Raw genomic sequence first — 16,675 nt, 5'->3', positions numbered from 1 at the left:
ATTTGGAAATCTCATAATGCTTAGCTCCTCTCATTCTTCAATCTGAGAAAAGCAGCGGTATCGTTTCTTAGCATTTTGTCTCCCCCCACACACGCTAATGCGCGTACATGAATGTTTTTTTGGCTGCCAATTTGTCTATACCAAACCCCTTGAGTTTAGATGAAGGCACCTCGGCTAATTTTAAGCCGGAATATAACACTTTTCTTACCTTGTAACCACAATTTTTCTGCGCGTTTGGAGCTGGCGAGGTATTGCGACTCGCGAATACAGCATACAAGGAACACGAACGGCTGAAGCACGTCCTGTCTTCACTCAAAAATGACGAAACACACACGCTTCACGCTATGTTACAGCGCAAGTAAAAAAATTACACAATATCCCGAAGCTATACAACCCCTCCAATTCTCTAGAAGGAGGCACAACTAATGACAATCACTCAGTTATATAAGCATATGTAATTATGTTTTTGGCGCTGAGAAATGGAATCGCACCGGCAGATTACATGGCATTCCGGGAAGATACGCTGTCATTTCCGGCGATTACGACCAAGGATCGCAGCCAAATGCTATTCCACTCGCATGCTGCAAGCGGCGTTCTGTTGCAACGCACAATTTTTATGTTATCTTTCGAACAATCATTCGCGTCCGTTCCAGGGTGACTGGGGCGGATATACGAGGGCAGCGGTGTTCCCTTCGATGAATGCCTTGTTTTCGACAAGCATTCCGTTGAAATTGGCCTTTTCGGAAGGACATTGTGATCGTTTGCTAGTTCATTCCCGCCTCATATATGTCACACGATCCTGCTTATGAGGCTTGGGCCGGGTGGCTTTGCCGGAATTAGGACGCAATAGCCACGCCGATCCCGATTGATTTACAGGAGTAATTGTTGGAAATGACCCCGATTTCCCCGTCAAGTGCGTGCCCAGGCATGCCACACGGTTTCACCGCTGCAACGCGCTGGTTCTCTTTTAGCTGCATGCTGCTTCTCATGATGCTGTTTGCGCCTGTTGCCCATGCTGCGGATTACGCGCTGGGCCCGATGGACAAGGTCACCATACGCGTGATCGAATGGCAGACCGCAGAAGGCACCTTTCGCGAGTGGCCCACGATTACAGGTGATTACAGGGTTGGGCCCTCAGGCACCTTGTCTCTCCCCTTCGCGGGTGAAATAGCCGCCGGCGGCAAGACTACATCGGAAATCGCCAAGGAGATCTCCGAAAACCTCCGACAGAAACTCGGCCTTAGCGACCTCCCCGAGGCTTCCGTAGAGATATCCGAATTTCGACCGATTTTCGTTTCAGGTGACGTGCAAACGCCAGGAAGATATGCATTCGAGCCTGAAATGACGGTTCTCAAGGCTGTCAGTCTTGCTGGCGGAATGCCGCGAACGGCCGGGCAGCGCTTCGAGCGGGACTACTTCAATGCGCGCGGGGACTATGATGTCATAGTAGCCGAGCATGACCGGGCGGTGGTCAAACTCGCAAGACTGCAAGCAGAATTGGCCAATGAAGAGGAAATCAAGGTTCCGGACGATTTGATCGAGAAATCGAGCGCCAAGAGACTGATCGACGATGAAACGGCGATCATGCGGACGAGGAAGAATTCCCTCGATCTTCAGATCAGTGGGCTGAAAGACCTCAAGACGCTCTATACAAACGAGATCAGTTCACTCGAAAAGAAGATGGGCGTGCAGAACCGGCAGCTGGATCTGACCCGCAAGGAACTTACAAGCATTGGCGGACTGGCCGATCAGGGCCTTGTCGTGAATTCGCGGCTTCTCGGGTTGCAAACCTCGGTTGCAGACATGGAAGGCAAGCTTCTGGATCTTGATACCGCTTCGTTGCGTGCCAAGCAGGAAATCAGTAAGTCGACCCAGAATGAGACCGATCTTGATAATGAACGCAAGTCGGAATTGGCAACCGAGATGCAGGCAACGCAGGCCAAGCTCGACGAAAGCAATCTGAAGCTTCAGATGAACAAAAACCTGATGACCGAAGCGCTGGTCAATGCACCGGCTGCCGCGGGCAACGGCTCGGAGCCTGTTGTCATGCAATACAGCATCGTCCGCAACTCGAAGGGAAAAACCGAAGAGACGACCGCTGAAGAAGGGACCATCCTGCTGCCCGGAGATGTGGTCAAGGTCAAAATCGACACCGAGCATTCATGACGCGCATTACTGATTTCGCAAGGTCTCGGCTTCAGCGTAGAAACGCTTTTCCCACTCCTTGTGGTTGTCGAGGCCTTCACGGATAAACGGCGTGAAGATCGCCAGGTTCATAAGCGCCCAATTGATGAAACTGGCGGGAAATTTCAGCGGCTTCACGAAATCCACGAACAGGACGACGCGCGTCTTATCCGTATGGTTCCAGGCTTCGTGTTCATAGGCGTCATCGAAGACCAGGGCTTTGCCCTCTTGCCAGTGACATATCCTGTCTTTCACCCGGATGGCGAGCTTGTCGCCCGGCTCCGGCACGATCAAACCGAGATGGAGCCGCAATACGCCATTGTATGGCCCCCGATGGGCAGGCAGATGTTTGCCGGGTTCGAAGATCGAAAACATGGCTGTCTTCAGGTTGGGGATCTTCTGCACCGCCGCCCATGTCTTGGGACATGCCTGGATGTTCTGTTTTGACTTCACGCCGAATCCGACGAGGAAAAATGTTTTCCATTGACTGTCCGTCGAGATTGTTTTGACGTCCGTCGAAATGTCCTGAAATGCGGGCAGTTCGCTTTGACGCAAAAGAACGCGGTCGAGTTCAACGCGAATGTCGGGCCAGGCCTTTTCTATCTCGCTGGTCCAGGGAAAAACCGCATTATCGTAGACTGGAGGGTTGCCAAATCTGGCATATTTGAGATTGAGCTTCTCCGCCCAGGAGACGATGCCCATGAAAAAGCGAGTGGTCCTGCTCGGGCGAGCCATTGGCGCAATTCCGGCCGTCCCGAATTCCTGCTCAACTTCTTCAGCCTCAGCGTCTTGAAGATTTGGTTCCTTCAACGTTCCTTCGGTCATAATCATTCCAATGCGTTGCTGACTTTGCGGAACGGGACGCCATAGAGCTACGTTCGGTTCCGATGACGAAAATCTATTTAGGCGACGATAGACCGGTATGCCAGATTACCTGCCAATTTTTGGTCCGGCGCCGCAGATGCCTTCTCGAGCCAAAATCCGCCAGGGCGGCGAAGATGGGAGTTTAGAGCAGCGAAGCGCAGCGTATGCTGCCATGTGGGCATCGGCGCGGAGAAACCGCCATTTGCAGCCCTCCATGGCGAAATCTTCGTTCAGGCTCTGAGGCTGGCCATTATGCCGCCAATCAAGTCCTCCGTCGTTTTGTACTCATCAACATCGAGGACCTTGCAGCCGTGCTCGCTGACGAGTTCGGCGGTCTTTCGATCGAATAACAGCGTGCGTTCGAGAAATCTTGAGATCATTCCACGGTTCTGCTCGCTGGCATTGTGGAAACCGCTTGCTTCATAGATCCGTGTGCGCAACGTGTCGGAACTGGCTGTCAGCCAGACAGTTCCAACTTCCTTCATGCGGTGTCCACTCGTGATGAAAGGCCAAAGTGCCGATCCCTCGAGCACCAATTTTTCCATGCCTTCATCGTGCACCGTCGCCCGGACAAGTTCCGCGACGATTGGCGACATCTTGCGGTGATGCAGAATGACGGATTCCAGCAGTTCGTTGGCCTTTAAACTTAGATAGTGTTCGGCCACATGGTTGGGGACTTTCTTGTTCGACTGTCGCCACGGCCTGCCAGGATGCCTGGCGAGGCTGTCCGTCGAAATACAGCGCCAGCCAAGTTTCTCCGCCAATGCGCCTGCCACCCTTGATTTCCCGACATTGGACGAGCCGCCGATCAGGATCATTTTAAGATGCGGATCAATCCGTGTGTTCAAGGGCATTATCCCGGGTCAAAGGTGAAAAGAAATTCAGAACTGTTTATCGCTGACTATTTTACGATTTTCCATTATCTGCAACCAGAATGCACCTTCGCGCAAAGAGCAACAAAAAACTGTTCCCCAAAACATAACCGGGTAACAAAACGTTGACGCCCGTGACAAGTTGCTCTTCCTCACCTAAGCAAAACAAATCGCTACTAAGCGAAAGATCAACGATATCGGTGTCACGTTTTTTTCCATCCGAACGATTCGTCCTTCTGGCCGCCTGAATCTTGACCTTTTATCGAGTAATCTTTTGTCGCATTCTGCCTGAACGGAAATCCTTCCATGTCCAACATCACGACCATAGTATCGACTATGACGGCAGCTTCCTTCGTCGAAGTCGTCGAAGCCTTCACCATTATCCTTGCCGTCGGGGTGTCCCGCAGCTGGAAACCGGCCTTCATTGGCACGGGGCTGGCGCTCATCGTGCTGGCCGCCCTGGTTGTCATTCTTGGACCGCTGCTCGGGCTGATCCCGGTCGAGCTCCTGCAATTTGTCATCGGAACCCTGCTGATCCTGTTTGGAATGCGCTGGCTGCGCAAAGCCATCCTTCGCGCTTCCGGCATTATCGCTCTTCACGACGAGGCAGAAGCCTTCGCCAGGGAGACCGATCAGCTCAAGCGTCAGCACGCCGAACGACGCGCGGACTGGATCGCTGGAACCGCGGCGTTCAAGGCGGTTCTGCTTGAGGGTATCGAGGTGGTTTTCATCGTCATCGCCGTTGGCGCGGGACGCGGCATGCTCGGCTATGCGGCGCTTGGCGCGGCTTTAGCCTGCCTCCTGGTGCTGATCGTCGGTTTCGTCGTGCACAAGCCGTTGTCGCGGGTGCCTGAAAACACCTTGAAATTCGTCGTCGGACTTCTACTTACGGCATTCGGCGTCTTCTGGGTTGGCGAAGGCCTTGGCGCCGATTGGCCAGGTGACGATCTGTCGCTGATCGTGATCCTTGGCGTGCTTGCAATCTTCTCGTTTGTCGCCGTGCGGATGCTGCGCGGCTATTATAGCTCCAACGCAAAGGCAGTCGCCTGATGAACATCATACGCATCACACTACGAGAACTGATCGGCATGTTCATCGATGACGGCGCTCTGGCCCTTTGGTCGATTGCCTTGATCGGCGTCATTGCGGCCGCTGTGGAATATGCCGGATTGTCAGGATTCGCCGGTGGTATCCTCTTATTGGCGGGCTGCATGCTCATCCTCGCAGAGAGCACGTACCGTGCCGCAAGAAAAAAATCCCAAGGATGATGCTGGAGTAAACCAGAATTGGTTAATTTACTTACGTCCAGTCTGTCGCGCGACAGCCTGGCTTATCGACGCGACATCGACGGCCTGCGCGCGATCGCGATTTTGCCGGTCGTATTCTATCACACGGGCATGTCGGGCTTTCAGGGCGGCTTCGTCGGCGTCGACGTTTTCTTCGTCATTTCCGGCTATCTGATGGCCCTGCGGATCATCGGAGGAATCGACCAGGGCGATTTCAGCCTATGGCGGTTTTACGAAAGCCGCATCCGCCGCATCTTTCCGGCGCTTTTTGCAATGATTGCAGCGTCGGCCGCCATGGCATGGCTGTTTTTCATGCCGGTCGAATTTGAATATTTTGCGCGCAGCGTGAAGGCAGCGGCTCTTTTTGTCTCCAACATCCAGCTCAACAGAGAGAGCGGATATTTCGATATCAGCGCCCAGCTGAAGCCGCTGTTGCATACATGGTCGCTCGCCATCGAAGAACAGTTCTATATCGTCTTTCCTCTGATGCTGCTCGTTTTGAGCAGGATCGGCCGGGAATGGGTAAAGCCGGCGCTCGTTCTGCTGTTTGTCGGGTCGCTCGCAGCGAGCATCTGGGGTGTTGAGCAAAGGCCTGTCGAGGCGTTTTACCTGTCGCCTTACCGCGCCTGGGAGCTGCTTCTCGGCGCCTTGCTGGCATTGGGTGTCGTACCCCGGCCGAAACAGCAATTTATCGGCGAAATCCTGGCTGCCATCGGACTCGTCCTGATAGGCTTTGCGGTCTTCGTCTATAATGACAACACGTCGTTTCCCGGCCTTGCCGCACTCGTTCCTTGCATTGGTGCCGCTCTCATCATTCAGGGGCGGGCTTCGCGTGGTCCTGCGGGACTGCTTCTCACGTCCTCGCCGCTCGTGTTCATCGGTCTGATTTCCTATTCGCTCTATCTCTGGCACTGGCCGATTATCGTCTTCACGCGCTACCTGAACGGTCACGAGCTCACGTTCATCCAGAACGGCCTGCTCGTCGCCATTTCGTTTGTCGTGGCCGTTTTTTCCTGGCACTTCATCGAGCGGCCGTTCCGCGGGCACGCCGGCCCGGTTCCTCGCAAACCCGTCTTCGCCGCGGCGACGGCGGTCATCGTGGCGGTCGTGGCTTTCGGCAACTATGTCATAACCGAAGTCGGGCTTCCCAGCCGCCTCACCCCGGTTGCCCAGAAAATCTACAATGCCACCTATGACGAAAGCCGGTATTCCAGCTCCGAATGCTTGCAGGATACCAGTGGAAGAGGTCCGTCGCTCTCCGACATAAAATCAGGCAACCTTTGCCGTCTGGGGATTCCCGGCGCGGATAATTTGAATTTTCTCGTCTGGGGCGACTCGCACTCCGGTTCAATGGCGCCTGCCATCGATCTTGCGGCGGCGAAAGCCGGCGCCAGTGGTATTTTGGCCGCACGGGCCTCGTGTCCGCCGCTTCCGGATGTGGAACTCAAGGACCAGAAAGACACGCTGCGCTGTGTCGACTATAATGCGGCTGTGCGAGACCTTATCATCAGCAAGCGCATACCTTTGGTCTTCATGATCGCCTATTGGCCGAAATACGTCCTTCGCTCGGAGTTACCCAATCAGGGACTTTATTTCGATCCCAAGATCCGCCCGCAGCTTGACGACGAATCGGCGCCCATTGCGACCGCTCTGGACCAGACCCTCGCCGATCTCAAACGACATGGTACGCAAGTGGTTCTTGTGATGGATGTTCCGGAAATGGGGCACTACATGCCGGAGGCCCTGGCCAAGGCGGCAACGAGAGGCACGTCGACCGATATCGCACCGCCATGGGCCTACACTTCGGAGCGGCAAGCGGCCTCCCGCGACATGCTCAGCCAATATGCTGCAAAATATGGGGCCATAACGGTCGATGCGCTTCAGGGGATCTGCGATAATAGTCGCTGCGACAGCATGCGAAACGGCCTGCCTTTGTACAGGGACTCAGACCATATCACAGCCACGACAGCACGGAGTTTGAGCTACCTCTATACACCCGTGTTCAAGACACTGGCTGGTGCATTGGGAATCAATATTGACTAGAGAAAATTGGTCTATTTCGGGCCAGAAGACGTGGAACGACCCGCAGGCCACGTGGAAAGCGCTTGCTCGGCAACGGCCTCCAGCATCTCGCGGCTAAAGCCAGCCTTGGCCTGCACCGCCATGCCGTGAGAGACAGCCATCACGAATGCCGCAAGGGCATCGGGTTTTGCCGTCTCCGGTAAATCGCCTTCGGCCTTTGCCCGGCAGAGGCGTTCACGAAGCTGCGCCTCACCGCCGGCGCGAGCCTCAATCAGCGCCTGGCGCACTGGCTCCGCTTCATCAGACCCCGCCAAAACACCGTTTATACCAAGACACCCCGTGTGGTGGGAGTAACGTGTATTCAGTTCGGCTGCACTGTAGAGTATATGCGCAGCAACTGCCCGCGCTGTCGGGAGCTCAAGCGACTTCGGGATGAAATCCAGATATCGTTCATAATAGCGATCCAGGGCTCGGCGGAAGAGAGCTTCCTTGTTGCCGAATGCAGAATAGAGGGCGGGCCTCTCTACACCGGCAGCCTCGGTCAGGTCAGCGTAAGATGCGCCCTCGTAGCCCTTGCGCCAGAAAACGCACAGCGCCGCGTCGAGCACTTTCTCCACATCAAATTCGCGATGGCGGCCCATCAGCGCAAATCCATCTTTTTCATAATGATCGTTATTAAAACACTTGACCGCTTCTGTCAAATTTCATACCAAGCGTTATGGTAATGCTTGTTATGAAACAGGATTTCGCTCACCAGACCGGGGTGACGCCCTGGTCGTCCACAGAAAGGGATTCTCATGTCGAACGTATTGAAGGGCAAGACCGTGCTCGTTACCGGCGGGTCGCGCGGGCTCGGCACCGCCATCGCCGAAGCGTTTGCCGATCAAGGTGCTGATGTCGCGATAAGTTACGTTGCGTCAGCCGAAAAAGCCGAATCTGTTGTTCAGAAGCTCAAGGCAAAGGGCGTCCGCGCGATCGCGATCAAGAGCGACCAAGCCGACCTTGCTGCCGCCAAGCCTTTGATCGACTCGGTAATTGCCGAATTCGGCAAGCTCGATATCCTCGTCAATAATGCCGCAATCGTCGTGCAAGGCAAGACCGTCGACGACCCCGAACTCGACACGGTCAATCTCGACCGTCAGTGGCAGATCAACGTCATGGGCGCCGTGGCGACCACCCGCGCGGCCGCCCCGGCGCTCCCTGATGGCGGACGGATCATCTTCATCGGTTCTGTGAGCGGCACCCGCTCCCTGTTCCCCGGCCTCGCGGACTATGTGGGAACCAAGGCTGCCATAAACGGCTATGCGAAGGGCATTGCCCGCGATCTGGGTGGACGCAACATCACCGTCAACGTTGTCCAGCCCGGTGCCATGCCGACCGATATGATGAGGGAGGTGATGGGCGACGTTCATGCTCCCGACGCGTTCCTCGACCTTCACCCCATCCGCCGCATTGCAAAGCTCGAGGAAGTTGCCGCGCTCGTTACCTTTCTCGCGGGACCGGACGCCAGCTACATGACCGGCGGTGTAATCGACGTCGGCGGTGGTCTCGGAATCTGAGCGTCGAACGCAATTATCCATTGCACTTTCGTACTCGACCGGGTCAGGACCTGTTGACCCGGTCGAGAGGGAATAGAGGTAGTCGAGCGGGCTACGATCGGACGACGAGTCTATGGCGCAACAGGCGATGCGTCGGCGCCCGGTATTCCGTACCTATAAGATTGACTAGCCTGGATCAGCCGCGCTTTTTGCGCAGGCGAATGATGATGTCGACGTTGACGATTTCCATGCCTTCCGGAACCGGAGGCAAATTGCCAACCATGGTCGAACCACTGGGGATGTCGATTACCTCATTTTCGCCTTCAACGAAAAAGTGATGATGGTCCGAAACGTTGGTGTCGAAATAGGTCTTTGCGCCCTCGACTGCGAGGATGCGGAGCATTCCGGCCTGGGTAAATTGATGCAGTGTATTGTACACCGTCGCCAGCGAAACCGGGACATTGGCGCCAAGCGCCTCTTCGTGCAGTTCTTCGGCCGAAAGGTGCCTGTCACCCTTGGCAAAGATCAGGCTGGCGAGCGCGATACGCTGACGGGTCGGCCGCAACCCTGCAAAGCGCAAGCGCTCCTGCAAGGACACATCAGCGTCAATTTCATAAGAAATATGCATGGCCCGTCTGCCACTCCGTTAACTCATATCAGAAGTCCCACCACGGACACATTGTCCATCGTGTTACATGATTGATATATGCTGTCTTGCGAAATCGATCAATAGGCAGCATTTACACCGTTTGTCTGAGGAAAAGTGTGGGCACAACTGGAAATCACATGTCACACGAAATTCGCAGAGCGGTTCGCTCGGGCGAGGGTTCCATTTGATCGTGGTTTGCTCTATGCAGCGTTTTCAGGCGGAAATACTCTATGATAGGGTCCGCCCGCGCCGGAACATATCCAGGCGCAAGCCTTGACGTTACCGATGGGAGAAAGAATGCCAGAACAGAAATCAAGCTACGGGTATGAAGAGCTCCTTGCCTGTGCCCGCGGAGAGATGTTCGGTCAGGGCAACGCCCAGTTGCCAGCACCACCTATGCTGATGTTCGACCGGATCACCGAGATTTCTGAAACAGGCGGCGAGAATGGCAAGGGCTATATCCGTGCTGAGTTCGATATCAAGCCTGACCTTTGGTTCTTCCCCTGTCATTTCATTGGCGATCCTGTCATGCCCGGCTGCCTCGGCCTCGATGCCATGTGGCAATTGACCGGCTTTTATCTCGGCTGGCTCGGCGAGCCTGGCAAGGGCCGCGCCCTCTCTACCGGCGAGGTCAAGTTCACCGGCATGGTCACGCCGAAAAACAAACTTGTCGAATATGGCATCGACTTCAAGCGTGTCATGCGCGGCCGTCTGGTGCTTGGAATTGCCGATGGCTGGTTAAAGGTCGATGGCGAGACTATCTATAAAGCAACTGACCTGCGGGTTGGCCTATTCAAGGAAAGCGCTGCCTGACAAATTTGGCAGCGTATTACCTTTAAGGAGATCGCGATGCGGCGAGTGGTTGTGACGGGCATGGGTATCGTGTCCTCTATTGGCAACAATGTGGAGGAGGTGCTGGAATCGCTGCGCGCAGCGAAATCGGGCATCGTCTTTGCTGAGGAATATGCGAAGCACGGCTTCCGCAGCCAGGTCCATGGTGCACCCACCCTCGATCCATCAACGCTGGTAGACCGTCGCGCGATGCGTTTCCACGGCGGTGGCACTGCCTGGAACCATGTCGCCATGGATCAGGCCATCGCTGACGCCGGGCTCGATACGGATCTCATTTCCAATGAGCGCACCGGCATCATCATGGGTTCGGGCGGCTCGTCCACCCGCACAATCGTCGAGTCTGCCGAAAAGACCATCGAATCCGGTTCCAGCAAGAAGGTCGGTCCCTTCGCCGTACCGAAAGCAATGTCTTCGACCGCCTCCGCAACGCTTGCCACATGGTTCAAGATCAAGGGTGTCAATTATTCCATTTCCTCGGCCTGCGCGACATCCAACCACTGTGTCGGCAACGCTTATGAGATGATCCAGTATGGCAAGCAGGACATGATGTTCGCCGGCGGCTGCGAAGATCTCGACTGGACCTTGTCCGTGCTCTTCGACGGCATGGGCGCCATGTCCTCCAAATTCAACGACCGGCCATCCGTGGCCTCACGAGCCTACGACAAGAATCGCGATGGCTTTGTCATTTCGGGTGGCGCAGGCGTTCTCGTTCTTGAAGAGCTTGAACATGCCAAGGCGCGTGGCGCAAAGATTTACGGCGAACTTGTCGGTTACGGCGTGACCTCGGATGGTGCCGACATGGTCGCACCGAGCGGCGAAGGTGCGGCGCGCTGCATGCGCATGGCGATCGCCAACGTCAAGGGTCCGGTCGACTACATCAATCCGCACGCGACCTCGACGCCCGTCGGCGATCTCAAGGAAATCGAGGCCATCCGCGAAGTCTTCGGTTCGGGCAACCAGTGCCCGCCTATTTCGGCGACCAAATCCCTGACAGGCCATTCGCAGGGTGCGACCGGCGTACACGAGTCCATCTATTCGCTTTTGATGATGAATCACGATTTCATCGCGGAAAGCGCCAATATCGAAGAACTCGATCCGGCATTCGAAGACATGCCCATCACGCGCCGGCGGATAGACAATATCAAACTGAATACGGTCTTGACCAACTCCTTCGGATTTGGCGGCACGAATGCTTCGCTGGTTTACCAGCGTTACGAGGATTGAGGAAACAATGGCAGATTTAATGAAGGGCAAACGCGGCCTTATCATGGGGGTCGCGAACAGCCACTCCATTGCCTGGGGGATCGCCAAGGAATTGGCCGACAATGGTGCCGAACTCGCATTCACCTACCAGGGCGAAGCCTTCGGCAAGCGTGTCGCACCCTTGGCGGAACAGCTTGGCTCGAAACTGCTGCTGCCCTGCGATGTCGAAGACATCGCGACCGTCGATGCGGTTTTCGAGACGCTGGAAAAAGAATGGGGCACGATCGATTTCGTTGTTCACGCCATCGGCTTCTCGGACAAGTCGCAGCTCAAGGGCCGCTATGCCGACGTGACGACGCGGGACAATTTCAGCCGCACCATGGTCATCTCCGCCTACTCTTTCACCGAGGTCGCCCAGCGCGCGGCAAAGCTGATGAGGGAAGGCGGTTCTATCCTGACACTGACCTATGGCGGCTCCACCCGAGTGATGCCCAACTACAATGTGATGGGCGTGGCCAAGGCCGCACTGGAAGCGATGGTCCGCTATCTGGCCGCCGACTACGGTCCGGAAGGAATTCGCGTCAATGCAATTTCTGCGGGTCCTGTGCGCACATTGGCTGGCGCCGGCATCGGCGACGCACGCGCCATGTTCTCCTACCAGAAGCGCAATGCCCCGCTACGCCGGACGGTCGATATCGAAGACGTCGGCCGGTCTGCCCTCTACCTCCTGTCAGACCTGTCGAGCGGTGTCACCGGTGAAATCCACTATGTGGATTCCGGCTACAACATCGTGTCGATGCCGACCCTGGAAGAATTGAAAAAATCCGACGACGGCAAGGAGTGAGTCCGGCCCTGCTTTACCCGGGGACGGATCTTGCGCAAGTTTCCCGAAAATGGCGCAAGACTCTGCAAAAATGGTGCAAGAAATGCCGAATCTGGCGCGCTTTTTGCTACCACGAGTGGTATTTTAGTTGTGAAATTACTTCTTGGCCTCAATGATCTTGTAGCCGGCATTATCCTCAAGCGGCAGCACTGATTTGAACAGTGCTTTCAGTCCCGCCTCATAGGGCATCTGCCGGTTGGCGACGAGCAACAGCTTGCCACCAGGCTTGAGCCGTTTGGCTGCCGCTGCTATGAAACCCTGCCCCATCGCCGGGTCCGCACTGCGCCCTGCATGGAACGGTGGATTCATGACGATGGTGTCGTAAATCTCTGTAATCGCTTCGCTATTCACGTCGTGCCAATGGAACGTCACGGGGATCGCACCCCCATTGACGTTCAATTTGGATGCTTCCAGTGCCTCGTAATCGGCCTCGTAAAGAGCAAGCGATTTGAGCTTTTCCGGGTGATTCAAAACTTCGCTGGCAAGGTAGCCCCAACCAGCGCCGAAGTCCGCCGCGTGCCCCGTAATGCGACCGGCGAAATGCTTGACCAGCATGGCCGAACCCTTGTCTATCGCGGCATGCGAAAACATGCCTGGTGCCGTCGTAAAGCGATCTTCAAGCTTTGTCGCCTCGCCGGTAAGTCTTTCAATTTGCTCGCTATTTACTTTTTCCGGCCGCATGAACCAGAAGGCGACAGCATGATGCTTTGATAGCCGGTCAGCAACCGCGACGATGCTCCCCACCGTCTTTCGGAAGCTGTCGACGCCGAGCTTCTTATCGCCCGAAACCACGATCTGGCCACCGGGTCTGACGTGCTTCAACGCCTGAGCCAGCCAGTTTTCATTGCGACCCTTGTGCTTGCCCAGCAAGATCAATGCGCCATCGAAACCTTCGTCGCCCTGCAACCTCGGAACGGCATTGAAGCCTGCCTTCTGCAATGCAAGGTAGTCTGGTTTGAACGGCTGTAGACATGTGAGGCTTGTCGTCCACTCTTCACCTACATTGCGATCTACTTCTGCCCCAAGAAAAAGCCATGCGGCGCCTTTGTCCGGCAAGGGTAGTATCTCGTCTTCAAAAGGCAGGAAGAGCGTCTGCAGGGCGCCGTTGGCCATAGAGGATCCATCTATAGATATGTTGTGCCAAGAAAAAAGCGCGCCACAAGGGCGCGCTTTCACTATACTCTATTCAGAAGATTACTCAGCGTCTTCCTGAGCCTTCTTTTCCTGAACGATTTCCTTGCCAGTTTCCTGATCGACGACTTTCATCGACAGGCGAACCTTGCCGCGTTCATCGAAGCCCATGAGCTTGACCCAGACCTTCTGGCCTTCCTTGACCACGTCTGAAGTCTTGGCAACACGATCCGAAGCAAGCTGCGAGATGTGAACCAGACCGTCGCGTGGGCCGAAGAAGTTTACGAACGCACCGAAGTCAGCGGTCTTTACAACTGTGCCTTCATAGATCTCGCCGACTTCCGGTTCAGCCACAATCGAGTGGATCCACTTGCGTGCAGCTTCGATTTCCTTGGCCGAGGACGATGCAATCTTGACTGTACCATCGTCTTCGATGTTGATCTTCGCGCCAGTCTTTTCGACGATCTCGCGAATGACTTTGCCACCGGAACCGATGACGTCACGGATCTTGTCGGTCGGAATGTTCATGACTTCAATGCGTGGTGCGAATTCGCCAAGTTCCGAACGGCCTTCGGTGATGGCCTTCGCCATTTCGCCGAGGATGTGCAGACGCCCATCCTTGGCCTGCGCCAAAGCAACTTTCATGATCTCTTCGGTGATGCCGTCGATCTTGATATCCATCTGCAGGGCAGTGATACCGTTTTCCGAGCCGGCTACCTTGAAGTCCATGTCGCCAAGATGATCTTCGTCGCCGAGGATATCGGACAGAACGGCGAACTTCTCGCCTTCGAGGATCAGGCCCATGGCGATACCGGCGACCGGACGGAGTAGCGGAACACCAGCATCCATAAGGGCAAGCGACGTGCCGCACACCGTAGCCATTGAGGACGAACCATTGGATTCGGTGATTTCGGAGACCGTGCGGAGCGTGTAGGGGAACTGTTCCTTGGCAGGCAGAACCGGGTGGATAGCGCGCCAGGCGAGCTTGCCATGACCGATCTCGCGACGTCCTGGCGAACCCATGCGACCAGTTTCACCGACCGAATAGGGCGGGAAATTGTAGTGAAGCATGAAGGTTTCTTTGTACATGCCAGTCAACGAGTCAACATATTGCTCGTCTTCGCCAGTACCCAGCGTCGCAACGACGATGGCCTGTGTTTCACCGCGGGTGAACAGCGCCGAGCCGTGCGTGCGTGGCAGAAGACCAACTTCCGAAACGATCGGACGGACTGTCGAAAGATCACGGCCGTCGATACGGCTGCCCGTGTCGAGAATGTTCCAGCGAACGATCTTCGCCTGAACCGACTTGAATACGGTTGCGATCTCTTCTGCGGAAAACTCTGGCTCTTCAACGCCTTCCGGGAAGAAGTGCGCCTTGACCTTGGCTTTCGCTGCATCGACCGCATTGTAGCGATCCTGCTTGTCTGTGATCTTGTAGGCATCGCGCAGATCAGCCTCGACTACCTTCAGAACGGCTGCTTCTGCAGCCGAAAGGTCGTCCGTCTGGAAGTCGCGCGGCTCTTTTGCGGCGACTTCAGCGAGCTTGATGATCGCATCGATAACCGGCTGGAAAGCGCGATGGCCGAACATCACGGCGCCGAGCATAACGTCTTCCGCCAATTCCTTGGCTTCCGATTCAACCATGAGAACCGCGTCGCCCGTACCGGCGACCACGAGATCAAGGCTCGATTCCGGCATTTCATCAACAGTAGGGTTCAGCCTGTATTCCCCACCAATGTAGCCGACGCGCGCGCCGCCGATCGGGCCCATGAAAGGCACGCCGGAGAGCGTCAAGGCAGCAGAGGCGCCGATCATCGAGACGATGTCCGGGTTGTTTTCGAGATCGTGCTGGATAACAGTCAGAACAACCTGTGTGTCGTTCTTGTAGCCATCGGCAAAGAGTGGACGGATCGGGCGGTCGATCAAACGCGAAACCAATGTTTCGTTTTCGCTCGGACGACCTTCACGCTTGAAATAGCCACCGGGGATCTTGCCGGCCGCGTAGGTCTTTTCCTGGTAGTTGACGGTCAGAGGGAAGAAGTCCTGACCGGCCTTCGGGGCCTTGGCGGAAACGACCGTCGCGAGTACGACCGTTTCGCCGTAGGTGGCGAGAACGGCGCCGTCAGCCTGACGGGCGATCTTGCCGGTTTCGAGAATGAGCGGACGTCCACCCCATTCGATTTCAACTTTGTGTTGATTAAACATATCTTGTCCTTCAGTGGAGAAAGACGCGCTTCCCTTTGGATAGCAGCATCGATCTCCCGTTTCGATTTAGACCAATCACGGGCAAGACAATTTGCAACTCGCACTTTCGAGTTGCCAGCAATCCTGCCCCATGACCTGTCTCATGGTAGAATTCATTCCTCATCGGAATGAAGAAACCGGCGGAACGCAACGCGTATCCGCCGGTTTAATCCGTTATTAACGGCGCAGGCCGAGCTTTTCGATCAGCGTCTGATAACGGCCCTGATCAACTTTCTTGAGGTAATCAAGAAGGCTGCGGCGCGTCGAGACAAGCTTGAGCAGGCCACGGCGGGAATGGTTATCCTTCTTGTGGTCCTTGAAATGTTCGGTCAAATTGACAATGCGCTCTGTCAGAACGGCAACCTGGACTTCCGGAGAACCGGTATCGCCTGGCTTCGTTGCATATTCAGTGATCACTGCCTGCTTGCGTTCAGCGGTTATCGACATCGTATATCCTTTCTTTTGAAGAGGAAAACAGGATGCCCACGGCCGGGATGTCGTCCAGCGGGGGCCGGTTAAAGCGATAGCAAAAGCTGGTCGCTGCGGGCCGTATAGTCGAAAATGTGACAAATTACCAGCCGCAAATGATTCTGGCGGTTTCCTCAGGCAAATCCGAGAAACAGCGCCAAAGCGCCATTGACTGAAACCATGGTTTCATCGTCGAGTCGCCCAAAGGGGCGCCGATCTTGGTGCGCATTATTGTCGTGGCATTGTCAATCATGATCTTTGAAGGTTTGCGCAATCCATTTTTTCGGCATCCGGCTGGACGGTCAGGCGGATGAGAGGTGCTGCAACCAAAGTACTGGTCATTGGCAGAATTGTAACTGAAGCCGTCATATCGAACTGAGAAGACTGCACGACCAGAGCGGGCAGAGGTTCCGATGTCTCCTTGAATTACGACTGTCGCAAGGTCGCCACGCCTCATTCTTTCCACTCATCATCAAGGT

At 55.5% G+C, this 16,675-nt stretch carries 16 protein-coding genes; 8 read left to right on the top strand and 8 right to left on the bottom strand.

Translation table 11 applies throughout. From position 1 onward, the window contains the following. The first annotated feature begins 891 nt into the window (after positions 1-891). Positions 892-2,166, top strand: coding sequence for a polysaccharide biosynthesis/export family protein (locus J2X72_RS09545; protein WP_310071223.1), 1,275 nt, complete (start codon positions 892-894; stop codon positions 2,164-2,166). Between the two features lie 6 nt (positions 2,167-2,172). On the opposite strand, the gene J2X72_RS09540 is transcribed toward J2X72_RS09545, so the two are convergent. Together J2X72_RS09540 and J2X72_RS09535 are read right to left on the bottom strand one after the other, a co-directional pair. Continuing rightward, positions 2,173-3,009 (bottom strand): aspartyl/asparaginyl beta-hydroxylase domain-containing protein, encoded by an 837-nt coding sequence (locus tag J2X72_RS09540; RefSeq protein ID WP_310071220.1) that lies wholly within the window; start codon positions 3,007-3,009, stop codon positions 2,173-2,175. 269 nt (positions 3,010-3,278) lie between these two features. Then, complete coding sequence (locus J2X72_RS09535; RefSeq protein ID WP_209998184.1) at positions 3,279-3,896, bottom strand: hypothetical protein; 618 nt, start codon at positions 3,894-3,896, stop codon at positions 3,279-3,281. Positions 3,897-4,226: 330 nt separating this feature from the next. On the opposite strand from J2X72_RS09535, the gene J2X72_RS09530 reads away from it, so the two are divergent. From J2X72_RS09530 to J2X72_RS09520, 3 genes are read left to right on the top strand one after another with little or no spacing between them, the layout of a single operon-like run. Continuing rightward, the gene (locus tag J2X72_RS09530) at positions 4,227-4,970 is read left to right on the top strand and encodes a hypothetical protein (protein ID WP_310071217.1); all 744 of its coding nucleotides are present in this window, start codon (positions 4,227-4,229) and stop codon (positions 4,968-4,970) included. Continuing rightward, the gene (locus tag J2X72_RS09525) at positions 4,970-5,188 is read left to right on the top strand and encodes a hypothetical protein (RefSeq protein ID WP_310071215.1); all 219 of its coding nucleotides are present in this window, start codon (positions 4,970-4,972) and stop codon (positions 5,186-5,188) included. Before J2X72_RS09530 ends, J2X72_RS09525 begins: the two co-directional genes overlap by 1 nt. Positions 5,189-5,206: 18 nt before the next feature. Beyond that, positions 5,207-7,249 carry an acyltransferase family protein gene (locus tag J2X72_RS09520; RefSeq protein WP_310071212.1) on the top strand — a complete coding sequence of 681 codons (2,043 nt, stop codon included), beginning with the start codon at positions 5,207-5,209 and terminating at the stop codon, positions 7,247-7,249. Between the two features lie 11 nt (positions 7,250-7,260). Here J2X72_RS09520 and J2X72_RS09515 read toward each other — a convergent pair whose 3' ends face one another. After that, positions 7,261-7,869, bottom strand: coding sequence for a TetR/AcrR family transcriptional regulator (locus J2X72_RS09515; RefSeq protein WP_310071210.1), 609 nt, complete (start codon positions 7,867-7,869; stop codon positions 7,261-7,263). A 156-nt stretch (positions 7,870-8,025) separates the two neighbouring features. Between J2X72_RS09515 and J2X72_RS09510 the strand changes: the two genes are divergently transcribed. Then, complete coding sequence (locus tag J2X72_RS09510; protein ID WP_310071207.1) at positions 8,026-8,787, top strand: SDR family oxidoreductase; 762 nt, start codon at positions 8,026-8,028, stop codon at positions 8,785-8,787. A 175-nt stretch (positions 8,788-8,962) separates the two neighbouring features. Here J2X72_RS09510 and irrA read toward each other — a convergent pair whose 3' ends face one another. Further along, a complete protein-coding gene (gene irrA / locus J2X72_RS09505) occupies positions 8,963-9,394 on the bottom strand; it encodes an iron response transcriptional regulator IrrA (protein WP_112526576.1) in 432 nt (143 codons plus the stop codon). Between the two features lie 318 nt (positions 9,395-9,712). On the opposite strand from irrA, the gene fabA reads away from it, so the two are divergent. Genes fabA through fabI form a run of 3 tightly spaced genes read left to right on the top strand, consistent with a single transcriptional unit; the run spans position 9,713 to position 12,314 of the window. Continuing rightward, a complete protein-coding gene (gene fabA / locus J2X72_RS09500; RefSeq protein WP_008122449.1) occupies positions 9,713-10,228 on the top strand; it encodes a 3-hydroxyacyl-[acyl-carrier-protein] dehydratase FabA in 516 nt (171 codons plus the stop codon). A 36-nt stretch (positions 10,229-10,264) separates the two neighbouring features. Further along, on the top strand, positions 10,265-11,491 hold the full coding sequence (fabB, locus tag J2X72_RS09495) for a beta-ketoacyl-ACP synthase I (RefSeq protein WP_209998195.1): 1,227 nt from the start codon (positions 10,265-10,267) through the stop codon (positions 11,489-11,491). 7 nt (positions 11,492-11,498) lie between these two features. Continuing rightward, positions 11,499-12,314 carry an enoyl-ACP reductase FabI gene (gene fabI, locus J2X72_RS09490; protein WP_310071200.1) on the top strand — a complete coding sequence of 272 codons (816 nt, stop codon included), beginning with the start codon at positions 11,499-11,501 and terminating at the stop codon, positions 12,312-12,314. Between the two features lie 135 nt (positions 12,315-12,449). Here the strand turns inward: fabI and J2X72_RS09485 are convergent, their stop codons facing one another. The 4 genes from J2X72_RS09485 to J2X72_RS25070 all read right to left on the bottom strand — a co-directional run bounded on the left by J2X72_RS09485 (position 12,450) and on the right by J2X72_RS25070 (position 16,565). Continuing rightward, positions 12,450-13,466, bottom strand: a complete 1,017-nt coding sequence (locus J2X72_RS09485) for a class I SAM-dependent methyltransferase (protein ID WP_310071197.1) — start codon at positions 13,464-13,466, stop codon at positions 12,450-12,452. A gap of 81 nt (positions 13,467-13,547) precedes the next feature. Further along, positions 13,548-15,689 (bottom strand): polyribonucleotide nucleotidyltransferase, encoded by a 2,142-nt coding sequence (gene pnp, locus J2X72_RS09480; RefSeq protein ID WP_112526584.1) that lies wholly within the window; start codon positions 15,687-15,689, stop codon positions 13,548-13,550. Between the two features lie 216 nt (positions 15,690-15,905). After that, complete coding sequence (gene rpsO / locus J2X72_RS09475) at positions 15,906-16,253, bottom strand: 30S ribosomal protein S15 (RefSeq protein ID WP_310072173.1); 348 nt, start codon at positions 16,251-16,253, stop codon at positions 15,906-15,908. A gap of 192 nt (positions 16,254-16,445) precedes the next feature. Continuing rightward, positions 16,446-16,565 carry a hypothetical protein gene (locus J2X72_RS25070; protein WP_405044682.1) on the bottom strand — a complete coding sequence of 40 codons (120 nt, stop codon included), beginning with the start codon at positions 16,563-16,565 and terminating at the stop codon, positions 16,446-16,448. Between the last annotated feature and the right edge of the window lie 110 nt (positions 16,566-16,675).

The organism is Phyllobacterium sp. 1468 (genome assembly GCF_031455525.1).
In the GTDB taxonomy this organism is placed as follows: Bacteria; Pseudomonadota; Alphaproteobacteria; order Rhizobiales; family Rhizobiaceae; genus Phyllobacterium.
This window is presented reverse-complemented; position numbering and strand designations above follow the sequence as displayed.

Excerpts from the sequence above, each read along its gene's own strand:
- J2X72_RS09545 (WP_310071223.1), top strand. The coding sequence starts at position 892 with ATGACCCCGATTTCCCCGTCAAGTGCGTGCCCAGGCATGCCACACGGT.
- J2X72_RS09540 (WP_310071220.1), bottom strand. The coding sequence starts at position 3,009 with ATGACCGAAGGAACGTTGAAGGAACCAAATCTTCAAGACGCTGAGGCT.
- J2X72_RS09530 (WP_310071217.1), top strand. The coding sequence starts at position 4,227 with ATGTCCAACATCACGACCATAGTATCGACTATGACGGCAGCTTCCTTC.
- J2X72_RS09525 (WP_310071215.1), top strand. The coding sequence starts at position 4,970 with ATGAACATCATACGCATCACACTACGAGAACTGATCGGCATGTTCATC.
- J2X72_RS09515 (WP_310071210.1), bottom strand. The coding sequence starts at position 7,869 with ATGGGCCGCCATCGCGAATTTGATGTGGAGAAAGTGCTCGACGCGGCG.
- J2X72_RS09510 (WP_310071207.1), top strand. The coding sequence starts at position 8,026 with ATGTCGAACGTATTGAAGGGCAAGACCGTGCTCGTTACCGGCGGGTCG.
- irrA (WP_112526576.1), bottom strand. The coding sequence starts at position 9,394 with ATGCATATTTCTTATGAAATTGACGCTGATGTGTCCTTGCAGGAGCGC.
- fabA (WP_008122449.1), top strand. The coding sequence starts at position 9,713 with ATGCCAGAACAGAAATCAAGCTACGGGTATGAAGAGCTCCTTGCCTGT.
- fabB (WP_209998195.1), top strand. The coding sequence starts at position 10,265 with ATGCGGCGAGTGGTTGTGACGGGCATGGGTATCGTGTCCTCTATTGGC.
- fabI (WP_310071200.1), top strand. The coding sequence starts at position 11,499 with ATGGCAGATTTAATGAAGGGCAAACGCGGCCTTATCATGGGGGTCGCG.
- J2X72_RS09485 (WP_310071197.1), bottom strand. The coding sequence starts at position 13,466 with ATGGCCAACGGCGCCCTGCAGACGCTCTTCCTGCCTTTTGAAGACGAG.
- pnp (WP_112526584.1), bottom strand. The coding sequence starts at position 15,689 with ATGTTTAATCAACACAAAGTTGAAATCGAATGGGGTGGACGTCCGCTC.
- J2X72_RS25070 (WP_405044682.1), bottom strand. The coding sequence starts at position 16,565 with ATGACGGCTTCAGTTACAATTCTGCCAATGACCAGTACTTTGGTTGCA.